Source organism: Vibrio sp. Y42_MX_L11, from assembly GCF_024181785.1.
In the GTDB taxonomy this organism is placed as follows: domain Bacteria; phylum Pseudomonadota; class Gammaproteobacteria; order Enterobacterales; family Vibrionaceae; genus Vibrio; species Vibrio diabolicus.
On the sequence record NZ_JAMZAP010000001.1, the window covers coordinates 239470 to 263490 of the forward strand.

At 44.5% G+C, this 24021-nt stretch carries 19 protein-coding genes and 1 riboswitch; of the genes, 9 read left to right on the forward strand and 10 right to left on the reverse strand.

The genetic code is table 11. The features are described 5' to 3' along the window. Positions 1-2: 2 nt before the first annotated feature. Positions 3-971, forward strand: coding sequence for an alpha-L-glutamate ligase-like protein (locus NL643_RS01050; RefSeq protein ID WP_006742116.1), 969 nt, complete (start codon positions 3-5; stop codon positions 969-971). A gap of 219 nt (positions 972-1190) precedes the next feature. Then, positions 1191-1343 (forward strand): hypothetical protein, encoded by a 153-nt coding sequence (locus tag NL643_RS01055; protein WP_005390736.1) that lies wholly within the window; start codon positions 1191-1193, stop codon positions 1341-1343. Between the two features lie 142 nt (positions 1344-1485). On the opposite strand, the gene mukB is transcribed toward NL643_RS01055, so the two are convergent. From mukB to cmoM, 4 genes are read right to left on the reverse strand one after another with little or no spacing between them, the layout of a single operon-like run. Continuing rightward, positions 1486-5949 carry a chromosome partition protein MukB gene (gene mukB / locus NL643_RS01060; RefSeq protein ID WP_253643817.1) on the reverse strand — a complete coding sequence of 1488 codons (4464 nt, stop codon included), beginning with the start codon at positions 5947-5949 and terminating at the stop codon, positions 1486-1488. A gap of 2 nt (positions 5950-5951) precedes the next feature. Next, positions 5952-6677 (reverse strand): chromosome partition protein MukE, encoded by a 726-nt coding sequence (gene mukE, locus NL643_RS01065; RefSeq protein WP_168187816.1) that lies wholly within the window; start codon positions 6675-6677, stop codon positions 5952-5954. Further along, positions 6658-7995 carry a chromosome partition protein MukF gene (mukF, locus tag NL643_RS01070; RefSeq protein ID WP_182032611.1) on the reverse strand — a complete coding sequence of 446 codons (1338 nt, stop codon included), beginning with the start codon at positions 7993-7995 and terminating at the stop codon, positions 6658-6660. The genes mukE and mukF overlap by 20 nt, the downstream gene beginning before the upstream one ends. A gap of 2 nt (positions 7996-7997) precedes the next feature. Continuing rightward, entirely contained in the window at positions 7998-8789 is a 792-nt protein-coding gene (gene cmoM / locus NL643_RS01075; RefSeq protein WP_012841987.1) for a tRNA uridine 5-oxyacetic acid(34) methyltransferase CmoM, read from the reverse strand. Between the two features lie 114 nt (positions 8790-8903). On the opposite strand from cmoM, the gene elyC reads away from it, so the two are divergent. Next, the gene (gene elyC / locus NL643_RS01080) at positions 8904-9689 is read left to right on the forward strand and encodes an envelope biogenesis factor ElyC (RefSeq protein WP_006742121.1); all 786 of its coding nucleotides are present in this window, start codon (positions 8904-8906) and stop codon (positions 9687-9689) included. A 72-nt stretch (positions 9690-9761) separates the two neighbouring features. Here elyC and torR read toward each other — a convergent pair whose 3' ends face one another. Then, on the reverse strand, positions 9762-10472 hold the full coding sequence (torR, locus tag NL643_RS01085) for a two-component system response regulator TorR (RefSeq protein WP_005390726.1): 711 nt from the start codon (positions 10470-10472) through the stop codon (positions 9762-9764). A gap of 266 nt (positions 10473-10738) precedes the next feature. On the opposite strand from torR, the gene torD reads away from it, so the two are divergent. The 5 genes from torD to NL643_RS01110 all read left to right on the forward strand — a co-directional run bounded on the left by torD (position 10739) and on the right by NL643_RS01110 (position 15082). After that, entirely contained in the window at positions 10739-11386 is a 648-nt protein-coding gene (gene torD, locus NL643_RS01090) for a molecular chaperone TorD (RefSeq protein WP_006742122.1), read from the forward strand. A gap of 466 nt (positions 11387-11852) precedes the next feature. Then, positions 11853-12857 carry an HTH-type transcriptional repressor PurR gene (gene purR, locus NL643_RS01095; RefSeq protein ID WP_005390722.1) on the forward strand — a complete coding sequence of 335 codons (1005 nt, stop codon included), beginning with the start codon at positions 11853-11855 and terminating at the stop codon, positions 12855-12857. A gap of 285 nt (positions 12858-13142) precedes the next feature. Continuing rightward, a riboswitch (cyclic di-GMP riboswitch) is annotated at positions 13143-13232 on the forward strand. A gap of 116 nt (positions 13233-13348) precedes the next feature. After that, a complete protein-coding gene (locus NL643_RS01100) occupies positions 13349-13939 on the forward strand; it encodes a TfoX/Sxy family DNA transformation protein (RefSeq protein WP_005390721.1) in 591 nt (196 codons plus the stop codon). Positions 13940-14054: 115 nt separating this feature from the next. Continuing rightward, positions 14055-14741 carry a TVP38/TMEM64 family protein gene (locus NL643_RS01105; RefSeq protein WP_253643763.1) on the forward strand — a complete coding sequence of 229 codons (687 nt, stop codon included), beginning with the start codon at positions 14055-14057 and terminating at the stop codon, positions 14739-14741. Between the two features lie 20 nt (positions 14742-14761). Next, positions 14762-15082, forward strand: a complete 321-nt coding sequence (locus NL643_RS01110) for a DUF2007 domain-containing protein (protein WP_253643764.1) — start codon at positions 14762-14764, stop codon at positions 15080-15082. Between the two features lie 37 nt (positions 15083-15119). On the opposite strand, the gene NL643_RS01115 is transcribed toward NL643_RS01110, so the two are convergent. The 4 genes from NL643_RS01115 to topA all read right to left on the reverse strand — a co-directional run bounded on the left by NL643_RS01115 (position 15120) and on the right by topA (position 21939). After that, positions 15120-15923 carry an alpha/beta fold hydrolase gene (locus tag NL643_RS01115; protein ID WP_006742124.1) on the reverse strand — a complete coding sequence of 268 codons (804 nt, stop codon included), beginning with the start codon at positions 15921-15923 and terminating at the stop codon, positions 15120-15122. Positions 15924-16033: 110 nt separating this feature from the next. After that, positions 16034-17491, reverse strand: coding sequence for a glycogen synthase GlgA (gene glgA, locus NL643_RS01120; RefSeq protein WP_074191078.1), 1458 nt, complete (start codon positions 17489-17491; stop codon positions 16034-16036). Beyond that, the gene (gene glgC / locus NL643_RS01125) at positions 17481-18698 is read right to left on the reverse strand and encodes a glucose-1-phosphate adenylyltransferase (RefSeq protein WP_005390714.1); all 1218 of its coding nucleotides are present in this window, start codon (positions 18696-18698) and stop codon (positions 17481-17483) included. The genes glgA and glgC overlap by 11 nt, the downstream gene beginning before the upstream one ends. Before the next feature lie 610 nt (positions 18699-19308). Next, entirely contained in the window at positions 19309-21939 is a 2631-nt protein-coding gene (gene topA, locus NL643_RS01130) for a type I DNA topoisomerase (RefSeq protein WP_253643765.1), read from the reverse strand. A gap of 437 nt (positions 21940-22376) precedes the next feature. On the opposite strand from topA, the gene NL643_RS01135 reads away from it, so the two are divergent. Further along, positions 22377-22625, forward strand: a complete 249-nt coding sequence (locus NL643_RS01135; RefSeq protein WP_005387884.1) for a YciN family protein — start codon at positions 22377-22379, stop codon at positions 22623-22625. Between the two features lie 65 nt (positions 22626-22690). On the opposite strand, the gene aroA is transcribed toward NL643_RS01135, so the two are convergent. Then, positions 22691-23971 (reverse strand): 3-phosphoshikimate 1-carboxyvinyltransferase, encoded by a 1281-nt coding sequence (gene aroA, locus NL643_RS01140; RefSeq protein WP_046874732.1) that lies wholly within the window; start codon positions 23969-23971, stop codon positions 22691-22693. Between the last annotated feature and the right edge of the window lie 50 nt (positions 23972-24021).

The window sequence follows — 24021 nt, forward strand, 5'->3', positions numbered from 1 at the left end:
CGATGTTCGAAAGTTTTACTTCGCCAGCTAAGCTTCGCCATAAAGGCATTATGGGGATGAACAAACGTAACCACAGTTATATCGGCCGTTACAATGATCGTTCTAAATACCCATTAGTTGATGACAAGCTCAAGACTAAAATTATTGCGCAGGCAGCAGGGGCGACAGTCCCTGCCCTGATCGGCGTTATTCATAACCAAGCAGAAGTAAAGACAATCCATAGAATGGTGCAAGATTGGCCTGGTTTTGTTATCAAGCCCGCTCAAGGTAGTGGTGGTAAGGGTATTTTGGTTATTACCTCGCATAAAGATGGGGTCTATACCAAACCTTCCGGCTCTACAATTGGTAAGGACGAAGTTGAACGTCATATCAGTAATGCGCTTGCTGGCCTTTTCTCTCTTGGTGGTAAAAACGACGTCGCAGTCGTTGAGAACCTGATTAAATTTGATGATTGTTTCGATGGCTTCAGTTATGAAGGCGTGCCTGATGTTCGAATCATCGTATTTAAAGGCTACCCTGTTATGGCAATGATGCGCTGTTCTACGGCGGCGTCGGACGGTAAAGCAAACCTTCACCAAGGCGCTGTGGGCGTGGGCATTGATATCGCCACAGGTAAAGCAATCCGAGCGGTGCAATTCGACCATCCAGTCACCCACCATCCGGATACCGGCAAAGACCTTTCTACCCTCCAAGTCCCGCACTGGGAGCGCTTGCTTGAGCTTGCGTCTAGTGCGTGGGAGATGACAGGGTTGGGATACATGGGTACGGATATGGTGCTGGATAAAGAGGAAGGACCTATGGTTTTAGAGCTCAACGCTCGTCCTGGCTTAGCAATCCAAATCGCCAATGGTGCAGGCTTGCTTCCTCGTTTGAAACACATAGAGAGCCTCGGCACACCTGCCGAGTATCCAAAGCCGATTGAACGTGTCGCCTACGCAGCAGAGCAGTTTGGGGTAAAACCACAGTTCTAATCGCCAATCACAATATCATTCGCCAGTAATTGTTCGGATTGCTGGCGTTTTTGTTTCCGTTTCCAAAACCGTCTACCTACTCATCTTATTAAACAAACCCATCTCACCTATAACTTGAATCAATGATCGAGCTAACAGAATCAACATAGATCGTTTCTTTTCTCCTTTAACTTTTGAGTATGATGAGGTCTCCCCTTACTCAACTTGAGAGGTTGAGAAATGCTAACAAAAGAAACAGATAACGATGAACCAGAGCTTGAAGAACAAGAGAGCTTAGACCAGCATTTACAACGCTTGTCTGAGCTTTCTGTCCAAGCACTTGAAGAGCTTGCTGAAATGATCGATATCAGAGACGATATTTCAGAGGAATAAAACTTAGCCTCCCCGCTAAGTTCTATTAATAAGCCGAGACTGTCGTCCTACAGTCTCGGCTTATTTTATACGCTTTGAAGCCTCCAGCTAACAAATACAAAAACGCCCGCAATAAATGCGGGCGTTTTACTAGATTCGGAGTTTACGATTCAAACTCTTCGATCATCTCTTGCGCTTCGGTCTTAGGCTTATCCGTTTGACCAAAACCTCGTAGACCAACTACGTGTACGTGCTCATGGTCTTTAAACACCTTACGCACCAACTTGTAGGTAGTACCTTTCTCTGGGCTGATGTTTTCTGGTGCCGCGATAAGAAGCTGCATATCTAGACGGTCACACAATTCGAACAATGTCGCGATCGATTTCGCATCCAGACGCGCTGCTTCATCCAAGAAGAGCAAACGACAAGGCACAATGTCTTTGCTGCGCAGACGACGAGATTCTTCTTCCCAGCTTTGAACAACCATCAGAAGGATTGACTGACCGGTACCGATCGCTTCACCTGTTGATAGCGCGCCAGACTCAGCCTGTAGCCAACCATCTGTACCACGGTTCACTTCTACACTTAGCTCTAGGTAGTTACGGTAATCCAGTAGCTCTTCACCCAAAACCTGAGGAGAACGTTGACCCATATCGATATGTGGGTTCACACGTTGGAACAGTTTCGCCATTGCTTCAGAGAAGGTAAAGCGAGTCGATTCGAACAGATCTTTATGCTGCTCTTGTTGTGTCGCTAGACCGTTCAGTAGCACTTCGTGACTTTCGCGAATTTTCACGTTTAGACGTACGCCCTTGACCTGACCGAACGAGATGTTCGACAAGCCTTGGTTCAGCATACGAATACGGTTTTGCTCACGCTGAATCGTCTTCTTGATGATGCTCGCTACCGACTCAGAGCTGATCGCTAGGCGGTTTTCACGTTGCGTTAGCTCTTCCGTTAGACGCGCCAGTTCCACTTCCATCTCTTCGATTGCTTCAACTGGGTCATCAGTACGGATGATGTCCTGACGAATACGCTCACGAAGGTGTTGGTATACCGCAATGTAGAACAGAACTTTACGCTCTGGGCGAGCGTTGTCTTCAGACAAACGAAGTGCATCACGCAAGTCATCATTGTTTGCAACAGCAAGACGCAGCGCACCCAATGATTTATCCGACATGGAACGCAATTCATCTGCCGACATATACGCCAGTTCACGTTTGTGTAGACGACGCTCAACATCGTTTTCACGCGCTAAGCGAAGTACTGAACACCAACCCGCTTTCGCTGCAACGACAAATTTGCGCAGCTCTGCGTATTCTTTCTGCACTTTCTTCAGACGTTTCGCTAAGCCTTTCATCTCAAGCTCGGTCGACGTTATCGTGCGCTCGTATTCACTCTTACGACTACGTGAAGTATGTAAGCGTTCGTGCAGCTCGTCACGACGGCGCATTGCACGCTCTTCCGCACCTTCGTCGGCATTTACGCCATACTCTTGCAGCTCTTGTTTGAACTCTTGTACGGTTTCTTGCTTAGCTTGATGCGAACTCTTCAAAGACGCCAATACTTGGTTGTATTGGTTCATTTGTCCTTGTGCTTGCTTCAACTCTTCACGAGAACGAGTACGAGTCTGTTCAGCTTGAACCAACTTCGCTTTGAGCTGCTCACTCAGTTCGCTACTTTTGTTCAGAAGATCAACAGAGTCTGAGTAAGCGAAGTAGTGACGACGTTCAACCAGATCCGAGAGTGCAAAGATTTGCTTCTTAAGATCTTGTAACTGTTCATCTGCTGCTTTGTATTCTGCTTCTAGTGCATCAAATTGCTCTGGGTCAGCATCAAGCGCAGACGCAATATTCTCTAGTTGCGCGACGGCTTTTGCATGATTGTTTAAGAAGTTTTTCGCCTCTGCAAGCTGAGCGATTTTCTCTTCTAGCTCATCAAAACGCGCTTGCAATGATTCATCTTCAACAAGCACCATGTGTGATGCTAGCTTGTCCAGAGAAGACAGCGCTTGCTTACTAGTTTGAAGCTGAGAGCGTTGCTGCTGCTCTTTTGCATCCAGATCCGCCAGCACGCGAGCGATTTGGTTACGCTTATCACGAATGGTTGCGAGCGCTTGTTCTGGATCAGCGTCAAAAGCCACTTGAATGTGGTTAGACACAAATTGGTTAAATGCTTGGTACAAACGCTGCATTTTCTGAGAGTCAAACGCCGCTTTTGCGTGCTTCTCTACCACTTCTTCTCGTTCGTTACGCAGCAACTCTAGACGCTGCTCACGTGCTGCACGACCAAACAATGGGATCTCAGGCAAGCGAGAGTAACGCATTTGGCGATCGTTCATGCGAACACAAACCGCGCCCTCTAACTCTTCTGCATCGAACGAGCTGTCATCAAAGGCATCGATGTCACCTTCAATGATGTACAAGTCTTCTGGACAGTCGTCTAGCTCTACCAGTTTCTCTTCGATACCTGACAGGTCAGAAACAACGATAGCGTGACGAGCCGGACCGTACATCGCACTGAAGTAAGGCGCGTCATCAATCGTGATGTCATCGTAGATCTCAGACAGTAATACACCGCCTAAAGTATCAGCCAAACCTTTCAGGCGAGGGTCGTTTGAACCACTAGGAGAAGCAAGACGTTCAATCTCAGTGTCAAGCTGACTGCGACGCTCAGCAAGTTTATCTTTAGCTAAGGACAGCGCCCTTTCTTGCTCAAGAACAACCTGCATGTGGTTCATTACCGCATGGCGATCCTCAAGGTCTGCCCCGCTCTGCTCTCTCAGTTTCTCTAGCGCATCATTAGCCGCAATCCAAGCTGGCGCTATCGCTTCAAGTTTACTGATTTCTGCCGCCGCGTTTTGCTCTAGACGGCGCTGTTCACCACGCTGATCACGAACTTCTTCTTGAGCTATCTCTAGTGATTCGATTTGCATCGCATGACGTTCACGTTCTTGTTCAAACGTAACTTCATCGGTTAGCTCAACGTGATATTGCTTTTTGTACTCAGCAACCAGCTCACGTGCTTGACGCTGCTGGTTAAGGCTACGCTCAAGATCGCGATGCTGCGCTCGCCATTGCTGTTCGTTTTGTGCAATTTGCTGTGATTCTCGAGCTTTAGCGATTGCCAATTTTGCGTGCTCAGAGGCTTCTTTGCGCTCAACAGGTCCAACGATGCTCTGTACAAGCTTCAATGCAGTATCAAACTGCTCTGCCGCAGCTGATGACATATCGAGCTTATGTTTCACAGACAACAACGTATTGGTATTTTCTGACTCTTTGTTTTTCAGCTCCGCCACTATCGCTTGTGCGGATTCTGCCGTTAGGCTGTCATCACCAAGTAGCTGCTTCGCTTTCTCCAACGCTTGAACGGCTTGTTGGTATTGAAGCGCGCGAGTTTGCTGAACGTCAAGAGCTTGCTGGTAATCAGCAAGTTGCGTCTTAAGGCTATCCACCTCTTCTTCTGCAACGGTCGCTTGCTCTTCAGCCATCATCACGCGTTCTTGCGCTTCTTCCACTACCATCATTTGTTCTTCAAGACGCTCGCTCAGCTCTTCAAGATCTTCTTGGTAACGTTCGATCTTCTCTTGCTGACGCAGCGCGTTTTGCACCAGTTGCAAGTGATCCGAAGCCGCTTGGTAGTCTTGCTCTAAAGAAGATTCTGATTCGATCAGCAGTTCCAGCTCTTCTTGAACGCGGTTAAGCAGGTTGTTTTGCTCAATCAAGGTCTCGCGAGAACCAAATAACTCTGAACGCAAAGACAGTGTCTGTTCTAGTTTTTTACGACGCTCGTTGGCATGGCGCATATAGTCCGCTGCCACGTAGTTGGTCGACTCTGTAATCAAGTGTTTGAACAAGTCACGGTCTGCTTGCGTAGTTTTGATCGCTTCTAGCGTCATGCGGTTTTCACGCAGCGCCGATTCCATATCTTGGAACGCTTTCTTCACGCCGCCGTTTTGTGGCAGAAGGTAGTCACGTAGCGAGCGCGTAATCGCACTTGAAATACCACCGTAAAGCGATGCTTCGATCAAGCGGTAGAATTTAGAGCGGTCACCAGAGTTACGCAATTTCTTCGGAATCACACCGAATTCAAACATTTGTGCGTGGTAATCAACAATAGAAGAGAAGGCTTTGAATTGAACACCTTCAAATTCCGCGATCGATTCTTTTACTTCGTTGATTTGACGTACACGAGCTTGAGTCGCAGATACGCTTTCAACCAAAATATCTGTTGGTTTTATATGGCTTGGAAGGCCTTGAATAACAAACGGTTTGATGTCTACTTTCTTATCACGACCCGCTACTTGCTGCAGTTTTACGGCAAAAAGTAGGCGTTGGTTACGTGAGTTCACCACGTCTAGCGCTGCATAACACGCCCCCGGTTGTAGCTTACCGTATAGACCTTTATCGCGAGACGATTGGCTGCTGCCCGCTTCGGTTGTGTTACGGAAGTGCAGTAGCGTTTGGTCAGGAATCAATGCGGTGATGAATGCCGCCATTGTGGTTGATTTACCTGCACCGTTACCACCTGATAGCGTGGTGACCAGACCATCGATGTCAAACGTACGGGCAAAGAAGCCGTTCCAGTTGACCATGGTCAGCGATTGGTATTTACCGCGTTCAATCATGCTCATGCTTCACCCTCTTCTGTTGTTTCTTCTTGGGCTTGGTCGTCTTGTTCTTCTTCAGACAATAGGCTGCCTTGGCTTGGCTCTTTGGTGTGCACTACCGCTTCACCATCACGGATCAGACGTAGCTGCGCTTCACGCATATCATCGCCAATACGTACATCGGCACCAAAGCGGAATACAGCTTCACTGATGCTGAATTTACCGGTCTCACCGATGTTGATGATCATGCCTAGGCGACGTAGACGACGAAGTGACGTACGTACTTTTTCAAACAGCTTTTCTTTATCAAGGTCAGAACCGGTAGCACGGTTCGTCACTAGCTTCATCAGCTTGTTTTCATCAGCCAGAGCAAGTAGCTCGTCGTACAACTCTTGGTTAGTGAAGATGCCTTCGTGCGCAAGACGCTCTGGGCTTAGGTAAAGGAAACACAGTACCTTACCCACCAGCATATCCAGCTCAGAAAGCACACTGCGGCCAATCAAAGAAGTTGAACGTGGACGAAGGTAGAAGAAACCTTCTGGCGCTTTCACCAATTCGGTGTTGTAGCGTTGGTAGAAAGAAGAAAGCTCAAGTTCGAAATCCGACAGCAACGCGTGGTTATCCAGATCTTCACTTGAGATATGACGCCCAGCTCGTAGCATGCTGTCTAGCGCTGGGAACAGAGGGTTAGAAATTGCTTTTGCCAGTTTATCTGACATGTATTCATTAGTATCGGTCGATGACATTCGCTTGTACCTTTGCCCCAAATTCGTTGATCGCTTTCCAGTCTGGTTGAATCGCTTGGTAATCCGATTCTGAATACCCTAGACGCACAGCTTGATCGACAATAATGCGAGCTAAATCAAAATGATGAGTGTAAGGGTGCAGTGCAAGGTAATCTCGCAGTACCACGCTCAAGTCGATTGGTGTGCCTTGATCTTTATGCGCTTTTAGCATGTCACCAATTCGTTCAGACAACTCATCATTGACTTGTTGAAATTCTTCATACTCTACTTCCATCGGAACTTGGCCGGTCACTTCGTCATCACGTAGCACCAACGCCTCATCACGAAGGTCAGAAAGCCTTTCCGCATCTGCATAAGTCAGATACCAAGGCGCATCGAAGTAATCTTTGACGGATTGACGCAGACGCGAGCTAAACGCACGGTTCTTATCCATATCAATTGCAGTACGGATGAACTTGTGCACATGTCGGTCGTAACCAATCCAAAGGTCGATCGCTTGCTGGCCCCAGCTTGTGATTCGATCCAGCTTCATTTGCAGACCAAACAACGCTTCTTCGATGAACTCTAGCTCAGGATCGCCGTACACAATTTCTTGAATATCTAGGATCTGAGTTTGCAGTTCATCACTGGCGGCTTGCAGCGTATCTTGAAGTTCACGCAACGTGCTTGATGTTTCTGATAGGAGCGCTTCACAGTTGTTGATCGCTTCGCGCCAGTCTTTATTTAGCAGATCGGCAATTTGTTGTTTTACAGATTGCTGCTGCTCATCCATAACACGCTGGTTAAGATCGATTTGATCGAAGATTTCGCCTACAGAATATTTTAAAACTCCGTATACGTTTTTCTTCCAGTGGCCCGGTGTGCCACCTTTTTGTGCTGCCTCAATCGCTTTCGCCATTTCATCTGCCACCATAGACAGTTGAATAGAAAGGCGCAGTTTCGAGAACTCACGATGACGCACGTAGTAATCGGTAATTCCTATCGCTAAAGGCGACAAGCGGTAAATGCTCGCTCCATCAGTAATCTCACTGACAAAACGGCTAATAAGGCGCTGCTTTACCATCTCGTTGATGGCGTTGTTAGCACGAAAAGCGGATGCTTCGCCAGTCTCATCAAATAATCGAGTGACGATGGCAAACGCATCATGCAATTCACCTTCACCCAATTCTTCATCGAACCTTTCATTACTCAGTACGGCAATGGCTATCAAGAATGCCAATCGCTCTGTGGTCAGGTTCAACGAGAAATCGTGCTGCTTAACCCAGCCAACCAACTCATCGATTGGTTGCTCTGCAGCATTGAGAGTCATCTCACTCATTGTTATTCCTGTTTATCGTTCTTTTTAGCCCACACATGAATGTAGCGGCCTAATGAGAGGTATGGCTCTTGTCGACAAAGTTGTTTTTCTAGCGCCAACACATCTTCAAACTCGTAATCGCCCATGTATTGCATATTGCCTATGTAATCACTAAATGAGCGGATACCAGATTTGCCACAAATACTAAAGCCTGAATCTTCTATCCATTGGTAGACTTCTTCAGGTTTTAAGCCTTTTTGCGGCTGTAGTTTAAATCTTTTTCGGTGAGGCATGCCGTCTAATATATGAGGAATGTTGCCACAAACCACGTTTTTATAGACTAAACCATGGTGGTTATAGAACATCACTGATGCGATGCCTCCCGGTTTTACTTGTTCTAGTACCGTTTCAAGTGCGGCCTTAGGATCGACCAACCACTCCATGACGGCGTGAAACATAACAAGATCCACCTGTTCATCCATATGCTCACCAATGGATTGGACAGGCGAATGAATCAGGCGATACTGCTCAAGCAAACCGTTTTTTTCAATATCCTGCTTAGCCAACTGCAGCATTTCCGAAGATAGATCACATAAAGCGATTCGATGTCCGAGCTTAGCAAGCTTTTGCGACATTTGTGCCAAACCACCACCAGCATCCAACACCTCTAGGGGTTGCTGGTCAGCATCTAATTCACTTAGAATCTGTAGAAAATCTTCCCACACAATGATTTGGCGGATCTCCCCTTTGTCGGAGCCGTAAATATTTTTTGCAAATTTGTGGGCGATATCGTCGAAATTGCGGTCTTCTGTCACTTCTGCTGAGTTATCATAACGGATTGTGCCGCTATTCTGGCACAAGGAAAGCAGGAATAAAGAGGGGTACCCTCATTTTTATTATCAATTGATGTTTTTTCGGACTATTTATGTATGTTTGAGCTGAAAAAAGTAGTGTCAGCCTTGCTTATGCCACTTCCGGCATTGCTGCTGATAGGCTTGTTGGGTCTTGCTCTCATTAGTTTTACCACAAAACGTAAAACTGGCTGCTTCGTTGTTCTATTCTCTTTTGTTGGCATTTTTCTTGTTGCCTTCCAACCTGTTTCAACCAAGCTTCTTATGCCATTAGAGCGAGAGCATAAAGCCTTTTTGCCAGTTTCTGGCACCATCGACTACGTGATGGTTTTAGGGAATGGTCATGTTATCGATGACGAAATTCCACCCACCTCGCAGTTAAGCCGTGCAGCATTAATGCGCTTAACTGAAGGCATTCGTATTTTAAGAATGTATCCAGGTGCTAAATTAATTTTGTCTGGCTATGCTGGCGGATCTGAAATTAGCCACGCAAGAATGATGGCGAACGTTGCCCTTGCGTTGGGAGTCGCGAAATCCGATATCATTTTATTAGAAGATGCGAAAGATACGTGGGAAGAGGCGCGTCAAGCGGCTGCATTCGTTCAACAAAAGGAGATTGTGTTAGTCACTTCTGCGAGCCACATGAGCCGTGCATTGTATGAGTTCAACGCAGCAGGCATTAAACCAATCCCAGCCCCGACCAACTTCTTGGCTATTAGCGAAATCAGTCAACCTTGGGATAAATACTCACCTAAAGCGCGTTACTTAGAACAAACAGAGCTTTATTGGCATGAGTACTTGGGCAGCATTTGGCAAAGATTGCGTGATACTGTCGGCCAAACACCAATGGTTGAAGCAAAGTAGTACTATCTTGAAACCACAAAAAAGGAGAGCCGAAGCTCTCCTTTTTCTTTTAAAGACTTAGGTTTGTTCAGTTTAATCACCAGCAAACATATAGCCTTCGCCGTGCACCGTCACAAAAATTTGCGGGTTCTTTGGATCAAACTCCATTTTTGCGCGCATACGTCGAATAAGAACATCAATAGTACGATCATTGGGAGCATCAACTCGGTGGCTGATCATATTCAAAATACGCTCGCGACTTAACACCTGGTTAGGGTAAGACGATAACGCCACCAAAAGTTCGTATTCTGCTTTGGTCAATTTTACGGGTTCGCCGTTACGGCTCAGCGCACGACGTTGAATGTCGAATGTCCACTCTCCAAAACGTACAATATGTTCTTCACTGGTTTCGTTCGCTTTCGCGCTACCGCTACGCGCTGCTGAAATACGCCACAGCAAGTTTTTAACGCGAACCAACAATTCCCTCAGTTCAAAAGGTTTTGTCACATAATCGTCAGCGCCCATTTCTAGGCCTACGATTTTATCAATGCTATCCGTGCGTCCTGTTACTAATATGATACCAATATCCGATTGGCTACGTAATTCACGAGTAAGCATCAGGCCGTCTTCACCCGGCAGGTTGATATCCAGCATGATTAGGTCTACATCGCCCGCTTGCAGGACCTCACGCATTTCTGCGCCACTCTCTGCTTCGCTGACTTGGTAACCCTCATTTTGGAAATATCCCGCAAGCTTACTACGAGTTACAACATCATCTTCTACGACTAATACGTGATAGCTCATTTACACCACTTTTCTGTCTTCTTATTATCCAAGACGTATTCTATTCATAACTAGTAACATTTCTAGTCATAGATACATTAAAAAGCAAGATTTAGCGTTTTTATTGATTCAAAACAAGCTTACCCATCGCTATTAATAAACGTTAATTTTTGACCATAAAACATAATAATTATAGTTACTGCTATTCATTTTAATTGATTACACTTAGGGGATATCCCTAATTGACTTTGTGATGCACAACTTGAAGCATCATTCAGGAGCCCAAGATGCAAGAAGTGAAAGCTTTTAATGAAAAACGCGCTGAAATTTACTGGTGGTTTTCGAGCTTGTTCGCAAAAGAGCTAACAGAGAAAGAGCTGGAAGCCTACCACAGTGTTGAAATTCGCAGTTTTCTAGCAGGTTTAGGTGAAAATGAGTCACTGAAACCAGCCGTTGATAGCCTCGTTGATGCGCTAAACCGATTGCAAGATCGTGAAGACGCTCAATTGGAGCTTGCTGCGGACTTTTGTGAACTGTTTTTGAAGACAGAAAAATACGGCGCTCTTCCTTACGCATCTATGTACATCGGTGAATCAGGTTTGCTGAATGACAAGCCAGCCGAGGAAATGGAAAAGTTGATGGCAGAATTTGGCGTTCAAGTAGATGAAAATCTAAAAGAGCCTGCGGACCACTTAGCCGTTGAACTCGACTTTCTTGGCAACATGATTATCCGCTCAAACGAACTTGAGCAAGAAAAACACATGGAAGAAGCCTTCGTTAAACAAAACGACTTTATCCAGCAACAGTTAATGTCTTGGTTACCTCAGTTTGCAGACAAATGTAAACAATTCGACGAATTTGGGTTCTACTCGAGCGTCGCGAAACTATTAGTTGCATTTTGTAAACTAGACAGCGCTTACCTTCTTGGTGAATAATTGCCGCCTATTTTTAAGGAGCCCGCCTGTCGGGCTTCCTGTATACCTGAAATAACTGAATGTAAGTAAGTTGGGTATATTATTCGTTTGCCTTAACTTAGCTCAAAGACGCTTGGTTATTTAGCAGTCAAAATGTGACTTCAAATACACAAATCTCTTACTGAAAACATTGCTAGTCAGTCCACATAGGGCTAAAATGTGAGCGCAAACGATTAAATATGATTTATATGTAAACCGCTGAAATATAGCGGTTTTTGTGTTTTTTAACAGGTTGATGGCAATTTCTCATCAGATAGAAAAAAGATAAAATTCATCGACCGATGCTGCTACGTACCCTTTTGTCGTACTTGGACCAACCGCTGCCGAAACACTTAGCGCCAACCTTAGATTGCTGGGTGTAAAACCATTAGAGCATCAGGTACATCCAACACGACATATTTCAGTAGCTCGATACAGGACACCATTTATGGCCACTATAAAAGACGTTGCTCGCTTAGCCGGCGTTTCCACTACGACAGTTTCGCACGTTATCAATAAAACGCGTTTCGTTGCAGAAGCAACGCAAGAAAAAGTAATGAAAGCCGTGGACGAGTTGAATTACGCGCCAAGTGCGGTTGCACGCAGCCTAAAGTGCAACTCAACTCGTACGATTGGCATGTTAGTAACGCAGTCAACCAACCTATTCTTCTCAGAAGTGATTGACGGGGTTGAGAGCTACTGTTACCGCCAAGGCTACACTCTGATTCTGTGTAATACGGGTGGGATTTACGAAAAACAACGCGATTACATCCGTATGCTGGCTGAAAAACGTGTTGATGGCATCCTAGTGATGTGTTCTGACTTAACCGAAGAGCTTAAAGAGATGCTTGACCGTCATGCCGACATCCCTAAAGTGGTCATGGATTGGGGTCCAGAAAGCTCACAAGCGGACAAGATCATGGATAACTCAGAAGAAGGTGGCTACATCGCAACCAAACATCTGATCGACAATGGCCATACTGATATTGCTTGTCTAAGCGGTCATTTTGAAAAACTTGCTTGCCAAGAGCGCATTGCAGGTTTCCGTCGCGCGATGAGCGAAGCGAACCTAACTGTAAATGAGGACTGGATCCTTGAAGGTAACTTTGAATGTGATACGGCCGTATTAGTCGCAGATAAAATTACAGCAATGGACAAACGTCCGACAGCGGTATTCTGTTTTAACGACACAATGGCTCTGGGCCTAATGAGCCGCCTACAACAAAACGGTATCAAAGTTCCTGATGATATTTCAGTGATCGGCTACGACAACATCGAGCTTGCGGAATACTTCTCTCCACCGTTAACCACTATCCACCAACCTAAACGTCGTGTGGGTAAAAATGCGTTCGAGATCCTACTTGAGCGAATCAAAGATAAAGAACACGAAAAGCGAATTTTCGAAATGCAACCTGAGCTTGTAATTCGAAACACCGTGAAGAAAATGAACTAAAATTCGCCAAATATAACGATGTCAAATAAGCGCTCTAAAAGGGCGCTTATTTTTTGACTCTAAATAACTTTTCCCTGACTTAGGTTTGTTAGACAAAAAATCTCGAATCTCTAAGTCTCTGTTTTATATGTAGGTAAATCACACTCCCTCACAACCTCGAGATCATCCCGCCTCATTCTCAAATATGCACAAATATGCGCTTGTCGACACTTTTTATTGAACCAGAATCACACTTTTACGGGTAAAACGTGATGTTAATTCAATATACGAAGTATGCTCATTCTGTCACGCACAGGGCAAACCATTCGAAAGGGTGGGACGCAAAGCCTCCGGCCTGAACCATAGTACTATATGGAAGGTAGCGGGGTTACCGATGGCAAGTGTGCAAGCGATGACTTTACCCTGTAATGACATTGCTTTTGCGCATGTTTGCTACTCTCTCGGACCTGACTTTTGGTGGCGTAATATTAATTACACCGAGATAACAAAACATGGATAAACCGATACTCAAAGACTCTATGAAGCTATTTGAGGCACTTGGTAATATCAAGTCGCGCTCAATGTTTGGTGGCTTCGGACTATTCGCTGATGAAACAATGTTTGCACTAGTTGTAAATAATCAGCTTCATATAAGAGCAGACCAACAAACTTCATCTGACTTCGAGAAACAAGGGCTAAAGCCTTACGTTTATAAGAAACGTGGCTTCCCAGTCGTTACTAAGTACTACGCAATTTCCAACGATTTATGGGAGTCTAGCGAACGCTTAATCGAAGTAGCTAACCAATCGTTGAAAAAGGCAAAGCTTGAAAAAGAACAGCAAGCAACTACAAAGCCTAATCGCTTAAAAGATTTGCCTAACTTACGACTGGCTACTGAACGCATGCTAAAAAAAGCAGGCATTGAGTCAGTAGAAAAACTGGAAGAGGAAGGTGCACTTAACGCTTATAAAGCGATAAGAGATACGCACTCTGCAACCGTCAACATTGAACTGTTATGGGCACTAGAAGGGGCTATTAACGGTACTCATTGGAGCGTTGTACCTCAAGCTCGCCGAGATGAGTTGATGAATGGCCTCCAATAAAAGTCGGCCTTAAAAACTATCTTGTAAAACCGCAGTCTAATCTGCGGTTTTTTTGTGAAATTTTTTCGACTTTCCTTCTGTCTTATTACATATATCCCAAATTGGAATCATAAATATGAATAAGAAACTGATATTAGGCCTAATCCTGGTCGCGATCATTATCTTTTTAGGCGTTAACTTTAGTCAGCATTTAACGTTGGAAAATGCAAAAGCCCAACAAGAAGCGCTGACCACATACATCGATCAGAACTTTGTTTTTTCGGCAGCTATTTACTTTTTTGCCTACATTGCAATTACCGCTTTTTCTATTCCTGGGGCTGCTGTGGTTACATTACTTGGTGCGGCTCTATTTGGTTTTTGGACGAGCTTATTACTGGTTTCTTTCGCCAGTACTATGGGTGCAACGCTAGCATTTTTAAGCAGCCGATATTTGCTGCGTGACTGGGTACAAAACAAGTTTGGCAATAAGTTAATCGCAATTAACCAAGGTGTCGAAAAGGACGGTGCATTTTATCTATTTTCCTTGCGTCTCATTCCGGTATTCCCTTTCTTTCTTATCAACTTGTTGATGGGCTTAACGCCAATGTCTGTAGGTCGATTTTACCTTACTAGCCAAGTAGGTATGTTGCCAGGCACTGCAGTTTACTTAAACGCCGGTACTCAGTTAGCAACAATTGAAAGCCTGTCAGGCATTATTTCACCTGCGGTATTGGCCTCTTTTGCGTTACTGGGGCTGTTTCCAATCATCACTAAATGGGTTATGAATAAAGTAAGGCCAACACCGAGTCAGCAAAACTCATAATTAGTAAGTGGACGTGTTTAATGAAAATATTCATTGCTAAAAACCCAGCAGAAGCGCATATCGTGTGCGAATTATTGAAAACCGAGCAAGCCTATTGTGAAGTCCGCGGAGAGGGTATTTTCGGTTTAAAAGGAGAGCTGCCGTTTAGTGATGATACCGATCCTTATGTCTGGCTTTTTGACGCCAAACAACAAGTAAAAGCAGAAGGAATAGTACAAGCCTACCGCAAACAATCCGATGGAAATGAGTATCAAGATTGGCAGTGCCCGAAGTGCCATGAGGTAAACGAGGGGCAGTTTGGTGCTTGTTGGCAATGTGGACATCAAATAGGGGAGCCTTAATAACTCCCCTACTCCTATTCAATCGATTTATTAAGCGCTAAGCAGAAACCGTTTGCTGCTTAATAAATTCGATGGAATGTTGATTGAAATCTTCAGGGCGCTCAACATTACAAACATGACCACAGTTTGGGATCTCTCGTAAAACACTAAGCTTATGCGCCGCAACCATTTCTTTAACAGGCTTAATAAACATGTAATCTCTGTCGCCCATTAAATAGAGTGTGGGAATGGGTAACTCTCGATCTTTAAAATACTTCATTAAAGGATTTACATCAGCAGCAAGAATAAACCAACGTTTAAATTCTTTTTGGCAAAGCTTCTTGGCCTCACGAATAAAAAGATGGCGAGACTCTCGCTGGCTTCTCTGTGGCATAACAATGTACGCAAAAAGTTTGTAGAGCCACATGTACGGCAGAATGTGCTTACAAAAATTACCTAATTTAACCAATATTTGAGAACGAGTATTGAGCCTTGTGACAGCACCACCGAGCACCATTGAACGCACGCGCTCTGCTGATAATTCAGCAAGGTTTCGAACAATAATGGTACCAAGTGACATACCGACAAAATGAGCGGATTGGATCTTTAAATGGTCCAATACTTTCAAAATATCTTGGGTAACTTCCGTAAAGGTATAACGGCTGGCAATGAGCTCTTTAAGTAACTGATTTGACTTTCCATGACCTCTTAAATCGATCAGCAATAAGTTAAAATGTTGCTTGTAAGCTTTGATTTGCTTGAACCAGATAGAAGAGCTACCGCCAGCACCATGCACAAATACAACCCACTCATGACTAGTAGGGTGCAAATAGGTTTTATGAAAAAGTAGCGGCTGGGTCATATTCAAGTATCAAAAAGGTCGTGCTATTGAGTAAAAAGCCATCCTACCACACTCCCCTTACTCAAGATAATAAAGGCACCTCATTCGGTGCCTTTCGTTACAATTTTAAGTCAATTTAACGCCGAATTGTAAAGTTGCAAATAAGCTTCTGCGGCCTTTTGCCAACAAAAATCTTGTTGCATCGCGTGCAACTGTACTTTATTCACTTCAGGTTCGTTTTGAGCATAGAGCAACAGTGCCCTTAGCATCGTTAACAACAATGCCTGCGGTGTCGGTTCGAAAAAAACAAACCCCGTCGCTTCAGAAGGGTTCACATCATAATCGTTGACGCTGTCTTTTAGACCACCGACACCACGTACTATCGGCAATGTCCCATAAGCCATACTATAGATTTGGTTTAAACCACATGGTTCAAACTCAGAAGGCATCAGAAAGAAATCAGAACCCGCTTCAACGATATGCGCAAGTTCATTATCATAAGCTTCTACGAAGACAAATTTACTAGAAAACTGTGCAGCAACCTCTTCTAGCTGAGCGGCTAGTACAGGGTCTCCGGTCCCAACGACAACTAGTTGAACATCGTGCTTCAAAAAATCGGCCAAAGCGGGCAACAAGTAATGCACACCTTTTTGCTGGGTCAACCGACAAACCATACCGAACATGGCTACATCTTTTTCAGGCAAATTTAGCCGCAGTTGTAATGCTTGTTTACACGCTTTCTTGCCTTGCGTCATACTTTGTTGGTCAGCGCAGTAATTAACTGGCAAGTAAGTATCCGTTTCCGGGTTCCAAGCACTGTAATCACAACCGTTCAAAATACCAACTAAGTCCTGCGCGCGTTGCTGAAACTCCCAAGCCATTCCATGACTGCCAAGCTCTGTTTTGAGTTCCTCTGCGTACGTAGGGCTGACCGCGTTTATCTTATCTGCATTCATTACACCAGCTTTGAGCATCGTAATATGCGTTGCACTCACCGCAGCATCGGGAACGTTTCGACAATGAAACTCTGGCAAGCACTGCACGTCTTCATAACTAAATACGCCTTTAAAGACCGCATTGTGAATTGAAATGACGCTTTTAGTATGAGCAAAAAACGGATCATTGCCATACCTGTGCTTGAGCAAAAATGGAACAAGACCAGTGTGCCAATCGTTCGCGTGTATGATATCCGGCTGAAAAGCAAGCTTTGGCAACATGTCTAAACATGCCGCACTAAAAAACGCAAAGCGCTCACCGTTATCGGTATACGCTTGGTTGTTCTCCGCATACATCGATGGTCGATTGAAATACGGCTGACAATCAATCAGATAAACAGGATTTTGACCTAGCATGAGCCGCAGAACTCGATACTCCGTATGCGGCCATGATGTTAGTTCTGTTTCTAATACAACTTCTGCGTCAGCGAGTTTATCAATACTGCTGTACGCAGGGATGGTAATTCTTACGTCTTGCTGTAGGTTTTGAAGGGCTTCCGGTAGTGCCTTGGCAACGTCTGCCAAGCCACCACTTTTAATGAGACCTTCAACCTCAGAAGCTACAAACAGAATAGATAAGTTGTTAGTAGCCAACTCGAGCTCCTTTCGGAATAACAACAATGCCCTCCTCAGACACGTGGAAGTGTTTTTTATCTTCTTGAAGATTCACACCAATCTGAGTACCAGGGGCAATATCGGCATCCTTATCGACAATCACACGACGTAAAACACAGCCTTCGCCAATTTTCACGTCACCAAGAAGGATACATTCGCTGATATCGCAAGCAGATGCAATATTACTGCGGAACCCAAGCACCGACTTTTCTATTCTTGAGCCTCTGACGTAACTGCCATTACATACCAAACTATCGATGATCTGAACACGGCCATTATCAGAGTCTGTAAATGTCGCTGGCGGCAGTGGAGGATAATAAGTATGCAGCGGCCATTTACGGTTATATAGTGAAAACGGTGCGTCTTTTTCTAGCAGATCCATGTGCGCTTCCCAGTACGCATCAATGGTTCCCACGTCACGCCAGTACACCTCTTCTCTTTCACCGCTGATTTTGTTAGTACTGAAGTCATACACGAACACGTCACCTCGAGGGAACATCTTAGGAATAATGTCCTTCCCAAAATCATGTGATGAAGCTTCATTATCCGCATCTTCAACCAACTCAGAGAATAACACCTGAGCCTCAAAAACGTAGTTACCCATTGAAACTAAAGCGTAATCAGGATCGCCAGGAATTGACTTCGGGTTTGCTGGTTTCTCTTCAAAGCCTATCATGCGACCTTCACTGTCCACTTCGATAACCCCAAATTGCGACGCCTCTTTTAGTGGCATACGCAATGCCGATACCGTCAGAGAAGCCTGCTTTTCTGAATGGAAGTTCAGCATTTGTTTGATATCCATCTTATAGATATGGTCAGAGCCAAAAATACAAACTTGCTCTGGTTCCTCTAATTCCATAAAACGGAGATTTTGATAGATCGCGTCTGCCGTTCCTTCGTACCAACGCTTACCAGTGCGCATTTGAGCAGGAATAGGATCGATAAAGCGGTCAGTGATGCCATTAATGTTCCAGCCCTTTTTTAAATGATGGAACAAAGATTGAGATTTAAATTGGGTGAGGACGTAAATGCGCATTAAATCCGCATTTACAAAATTGTTTAGAGCAAAATCGATCAATCGATAGCTACCACCAAACGGTACCGAAGGTTTACTACGAGATTCTGTTAAAGGTCTCAAACGAGAGCCTTCACCGCCAGCAAGAATCATTCCCAAAACACCAGCCATTTGTTGTTCTCCATATCGTTATAGCTTGGATTTGGTACTCGCTTGAATGAGTCATACTCGGGGAGTCAAGCGAATACATTTAGTAACCGTATCAGGAGTTTCTTTGAACTCTTACAACACGATAAAAAAGCTACGGCACTTCCAGTATGCAACGTCCACTCTTTTCTTATTTTTCGACGCAAAATGCACACAGTTGCACTAATTTTTGTAATAAATTATCTAAGCAGGTTCTAAATTACAATTTTTAATACGCCATTCTGTGTTCCATACAGTTCTTGCTTACTCAAGACGATATCTAGATCACACATGCAAAAGCAAACGATTACATTATGAAAACAATTTACGAACGGATTCACTACACGACCGACTTTTTGAGCTTAATATATAACAAATATATGAACGCAAAATGAAAGTTACGACGAATGTTTTTTACATAAAAAATACGTTCGCTACTAATAAATCGTGACTCTGGTGTTTTCTAGCGACAATGGTGCTTGTTAAAGTGAGGAAAGGTCGATTAGAGGAAGAATGCGCAGGAGAAAACTGTCGGCCCCTACGCAAAAAAGGCAGCGATATCGCTGCCTTTTTACATTACCTTAATGGTGCATTTTTATGCTTTCGCTTTTTTACGCTTATCTGTGACTTCCCACTTACCTTCAACAAAGAGCGCTGTCCAACCAGATGGTTTGCCGTTCTCTTCCGAACGAACGTAGTTCTCTTTTGTTTTGCGACTAAAGCGTACAACTGCAGGACGACCATCAGGATCTTCTTGCGGTGCGGTCGCTAGGTATTTGAACTTCTCAGGTAAACGCTCTTCAAAACGTGCCAGTTCAGCAACCAAAGGAGCACGTGTCTCGCGCGATTTCGGGAAGTTGCTTGCCGCCATAAATAGACCTGAAGCACCATCACGAAGTACGAAATACGCATCTGAGTTTTCACATGGTAACTCGGGGAAATGAACAGGATCTTCTTTCGGTGGCGCGACTTCGCCATTCTTCAGAATCTTACGAGTGTTCTTACACGTTTCACTCGTACAGTCCATGTATTTACCAAAGCGACCGTTCTTAAGCACCATATCTGAGCCACATTTGTCACATTCAACAACTGGACCATCATAGCCTTTGACTTTGAACTCACCGTATTCAACAAGGTAGCCTTCACAATTCGGGTTATTACCACAAACATGCATCTTACGCTTGTCATCAATCAGGTATGCATCCATCGCCGTTTCACAGATCGGACAACGCTTTTTAGCACGAAGCGCGGCCGTTTCAACGTCTTCTTCTAGAACGTTAATAATACCTTCTTCGTCACCCAAGTTGATGGTTGTCTTACAACGCTCTTTTGGTGGTAACGCGTAACCAGAACAGCCTAAGAACACACCTGTCGAAGCAGTACGGATACCCATTGGACGGCTACACGTCGGACACTCGATATCCGTCATGACGATGTGGTTTAACTTCATACCGCCTTCTGACTCATCCAGCTCCGCTTTTTCAAGATCGCCAGTAAAATCAGCAAAGAAGTTGTCTAACACAGCTTTCCAGTTCACTTCACCTTCAGCGATTTGGTCCAATTTCTGTTCCATACGCGCAGTAAAGTCGTAGTTCATCAAATCGTTAAAGCTGTCATCAAGGCGGTCAGTAACAATTTCACCCATTTTTTCAGCGTAGAAACGGCGCTGATCAACTTTCACGTAACCACGATCTTGAATCGTAGAAATGATCGATGCGTAAGTCGACGGACGACCAATACCTCGTTTCTCCAGCTCTTTAACCAGTGCTGCTTCAGTGTAGCGCGCAGGTGGCTTTGTAAAGTGCTGTTTAGGGTCAAGTGACTCTAAACTTAGCTTATCGCCAAGTTGTACCGCAGGAAGGATTGTATCCTCGTTTTTGCCCATTGGACGTTGTACACGAGTCCAGCCGTCAAATTTAAGGATACGGCCTTTCGCTTTAAGCGTGTATTCTGCTGCTTTTACGCTGATGGTTGTTGAATCGTATTCTGCTGGCGTCATTTGACACGCGACAAACTGATTCCAAATCAAAGCGTAAAGTTTGTGCGCATCAGCATCGACACCTTGCAGGTCTTCCGCTTTAACACCCACATTTGAAGGACGGATCGCTTCGTGCGCTTCCTGTGCCCCTTCTTTGCTACCGTACATCAATGGTTTCGCTGGTAAGTACTTATCACCAAACTCAGAACCAATAAAGTCACGTACAGCGTCCACAGCCTCGGCACTTAGGTTAGTCGAGTCAGTACGCATATAAGTGATGTAACCGGCCTCATAGAGGCGCTGAGCTAGCATCATGGTCTTTTTCACGCCGTAGCCCAGACGTGTACTTGCTGCCTGTTGAAGCGTAGAGGTGATGTAAGGTGCTGAAGGCTTGCTCTTTGTAGGGCGATCTTCACGCTTACATACTTCGTAACTTGCATTCTCAAGCACAGACATCGCTGCTTTGGTTTCTGCCTCATTAACTGGCTTAAACGCAGAACCATCTTTCTGAGCAACAAGCAGTTTAAAGTCAGCTTTGTCTTTCGTTTTCGTATTCGCATGAATATCCCAGAATTCTTCTGGTACAAACGCGTTAATCTCACGCTCACGCTCAACTAATAGTTTCACCGCAACAGACTGCACGCGACCAGCAGATAAACCACGAGCCACTTTCTTCCAAAGTAAAGGTGAAACCATAAAACCAACGACACGGTCCATGAAGCGACGCGCTTGTTGGGCATTAACACCATCCATGTTCAGCTCACCAGGTGTCTGGAAAGCTTGTTGGATCGCGTTTTTCGTAATTTCGTTAAAAACTACACGTTTGTATCGCTCTTCATCGCCACCGATGATCTCACGAAGGTGCCATGCGATTGCTTCCCCTTCGCGGTCCAAATCGGTTGCGAGATAAACGCAATCTGCGTCTTTGGCGAGTTTTTGTAGTTCGTTGACAACTTTTTCTTTGCCTGGAAGGATTTGGTAATTCGCTTCCCAGTCATGATATGGGTTAATCCCCATTTTTTTGATCAACGCTTTGCGGTCTTTCTCTTTTTTAACGCGCGCTTTCTCTTCCGGACTCATCCCTTTTGTTGAGATGGCTGCGGCTTTTTTCTCACCAGTGCTTTGACCGGCCGTAGGCAGATCACGCACATGACCAACACTAGACTTAACAATAAAGTCTTTACCAAGGTACTTATTTATCGTCTTTGCCTTGGCTGGTGACTCCACTATAACGAGTGATTTACCCATAACTGACTCTAACGTCCTTCATAATAATGCGGGTAGAAACCTTGTTTAAAGGCCACCCGCATAATGTTCTATTTCATTGCTTCTTTTTTTACTATTGTGCGAGATGAAAAGAAGATCAACTGCTTTTTTGAAATTCAGATCCGATTGGTTGACAATTCATCGTCTTTATACTTCAAAGAGACAGGGTTCTGAAAGGTATTGAGCGGCATATCTAAACAGGCAAACTTAGCATCCGCTAATCCAATGCAATAAATTTTGTTACCCATCACAAAATAGTTTCGTTCAGTGGCTCTTCCATATCCTCCAACTAATCATACTTACACTCTAAAAATTGATCTGTTTAGGCTAAGTGAACGATTGACTGAATTAATCATGCAAACCCATTTTAGTTGTAGGTATACTCAGCGTTCTCAACTGAAATGAATGGTAGAAAAAGTATGTCTGATAGAACGTTTATCGAAGAGTTCGACCTTCTTTTGATCGCTAACCAAATCATCCAAGAACACGATGATTACATCGAAGGGATGCGAGCAACAAGCGTAGAAGAAAAAGAAGGTGTTTTAGTTTTTAAAGGTGAATACTTCCTTGATGACAAAGGTTTACCAACTTCAAATACGACTGCAGTATTCAATATGTTCAAATACTTAGCGCATCACCTTTCCAAGGAATTTACGCTGGTTAAATAGTAGCGGAAAACAAAAAAAAACCAGAGTGTTATTCACTCTGGCTTTCCTGTTTCAGGTCAGAATATTTAGCAGCTTAAAGCCTTAAGTTTGTCGAAGTAGTCAGGGAACGTTTTCGACGTACACTTTGGATCGTTAATCGTCACAGGCGTATCACTAAGTGCCACCAGAGAAAAACACATCGCCATTCGATGATCATCGTAAGTATCAATTGCAGCATGCTTTAACTGAGAGACAGGTTTGACAATGATGTAGTCTTCCCCTTCTTCCACTTCCGCACCAACTTTACGTAATTCCGTCGCCATAGCTGACAAACGGTCTGTTTCTTTTACACGCCAGTTATAAACGTTACGAATAGCAGTAGTGCCTTCGGCAAATAGCGCTGTTGTCGCGATGGTCATTGCAGCATCAGGGATATGGTTGTAATCCATATCGATGCCTTTCAATTGACCAACACGTGAAATTACGTAGTCATCACCCCATTCAATTTCTGCACCCATTTTTTCAAGCGCATCAGCAAATTGAATATCACCTTGAATGCTGTTTTTACCGATACCCGTGACTTTAACTTCTCCGCCTTTGATGGCTGCCGCCGCCAAGAAGTAAGAAGCAGAAGACGCGTCACCTTCAACCAAGAAATCACCTGGAGCGATGTATTGCTGACCGGCAGGAATCACAAACTCTTGATAGTCGTTGTTGATCACATCGACCCCAAACTGCTTCATGATATGCAGGGTGATATCGATATAAGGCTTAGAAACCAACTCGCCTTCGATGTTGATGCGAATTTCACCTTCAGCCAATGGCGCAGACATTAAGAAAGCGGTCAAGAACTGACTTGAAATGGATCCATCGATAGAAACTGTACCTGCTTTTAGGCCAGTACCGACTATTTTGAGAGGCGGAAAGTTCTCGTTTTCCATGTACTCAACGTTCGCACCAGCATCTTTCAGTGCCGTGACAAGGTGACCAATTGGACGCTCTTTCATACGAGGTTCGCCCGTCAGTACATACTCCCCTTCTCCAAGACAAAGAGCCGCAGCTAATGGTCGCATCGCAGTGCCAGCATTACCGAGAAATAACTCTACCGGTTCTGAGACAGAAAACGGACGACCAAGGCCTTCAACGAGACATTCTGTTTTATCTTCGGAAAGTTGGTATTGAACGCCGAGTTTAGTCAGCGCATTCAGCATATGACGGATATCATCACTGTCGAGGAGGTTAGTAAGGCGAGTTCTGCCTTTAGCAAGAGCAGCAAGTAAAAGAGCTCGATTAGAAACGCTTTTAGAGCCAGGAAGATTCACTTCCCCTTGAATTTTATTGATAGGTTGTAACGTTAGGCTTTCCATTAAAAGTTGATAATCCTTTGTGCCCTCAACATACGATTTTTTATGAGAGC

What these genes read in the sequence shown, in the direction of transcription:
- torD (WP_006742122.1), top strand. Translation starts at nt 10,739, where the DNA reads ATGCAAGAAGTGAAAGCTTTTAATGAAAAACGCGCTGAAATTTACTGG.
- NL643_RS01050 (WP_006742116.1), top strand. Translation starts at nt 3, where the DNA reads ATGTTCGAAAGTTTTACTTCGCCAGCTAAGCTTCGCCATAAAGGCATT.
- torR (WP_005390726.1), bottom strand. Translation starts at nt 10,472, where the DNA reads ATGAGCTATCACGTATTAGTCGTAGAAGATGATGTTGTAACTCGTAGT.
- NL643_RS01100 (WP_005390721.1), top strand. Translation starts at nt 13,349, where the DNA reads ATGGATAAACCGATACTCAAAGACTCTATGAAGCTATTTGAGGCACTT.
- aroA (WP_046874732.1), bottom strand. Translation starts at nt 23,971, where the DNA reads ATGGAAAGCCTAACGTTACAACCTATCAATAAAATTCAAGGGGAAGTG.
- mukB (WP_253643817.1), bottom strand. Translation starts at nt 5,949, where the DNA reads ATGATTGAACGCGGTAAATACCAATCGCTGACCATGGTCAACTGGAAC.
- topA (WP_253643765.1), bottom strand. Translation starts at nt 21,939, where the DNA reads ATGGGTAAATCACTCGTTATAGTGGAGTCACCAGCCAAGGCAAAGACG.
- mukF (WP_182032611.1), bottom strand. Translation starts at nt 7,995, where the DNA reads ATGAGTGAGATGACTCTCAATGCTGCAGAGCAACCAATCGATGAGTTG.
- elyC (WP_006742121.1), top strand. Translation starts at nt 8,904, where the DNA reads ATGTTTGAGCTGAAAAAAGTAGTGTCAGCCTTGCTTATGCCACTTCCG.
- NL643_RS01115 (WP_006742124.1), bottom strand. Translation starts at nt 15,923, where the DNA reads ATGACCCAGCCGCTACTTTTTCATAAAACCTATTTGCACCCTACTAGT.
- purR (WP_005390722.1), top strand. Translation starts at nt 11,853, where the DNA reads ATGGCCACTATAAAAGACGTTGCTCGCTTAGCCGGCGTTTCCACTACG.
- NL643_RS01055 (WP_005390736.1), top strand. Translation starts at nt 1,191, where the DNA reads ATGCTAACAAAAGAAACAGATAACGATGAACCAGAGCTTGAAGAACAA.
- glgC (WP_005390714.1), bottom strand. Translation starts at nt 18,698, where the DNA reads ATGGCTGGTGTTTTGGGAATGATTCTTGCTGGCGGTGAAGGCTCTCGT.
- NL643_RS01105 (WP_253643763.1), top strand. Translation starts at nt 14,055, where the DNA reads ATGAATAAGAAACTGATATTAGGCCTAATCCTGGTCGCGATCATTATC.
- NL643_RS01135 (WP_005387884.1), top strand. Translation starts at nt 22,377, where the DNA reads ATGTCTGATAGAACGTTTATCGAAGAGTTCGACCTTCTTTTGATCGCT.
- NL643_RS01110 (WP_253643764.1), top strand. Translation starts at nt 14,762, where the DNA reads ATGAAAATATTCATTGCTAAAAACCCAGCAGAAGCGCATATCGTGTGC.
- mukE (WP_168187816.1), bottom strand. Translation starts at nt 6,677, where the DNA reads ATGTCATCGACCGATACTAATGAATACATGTCAGATAAACTGGCAAAA.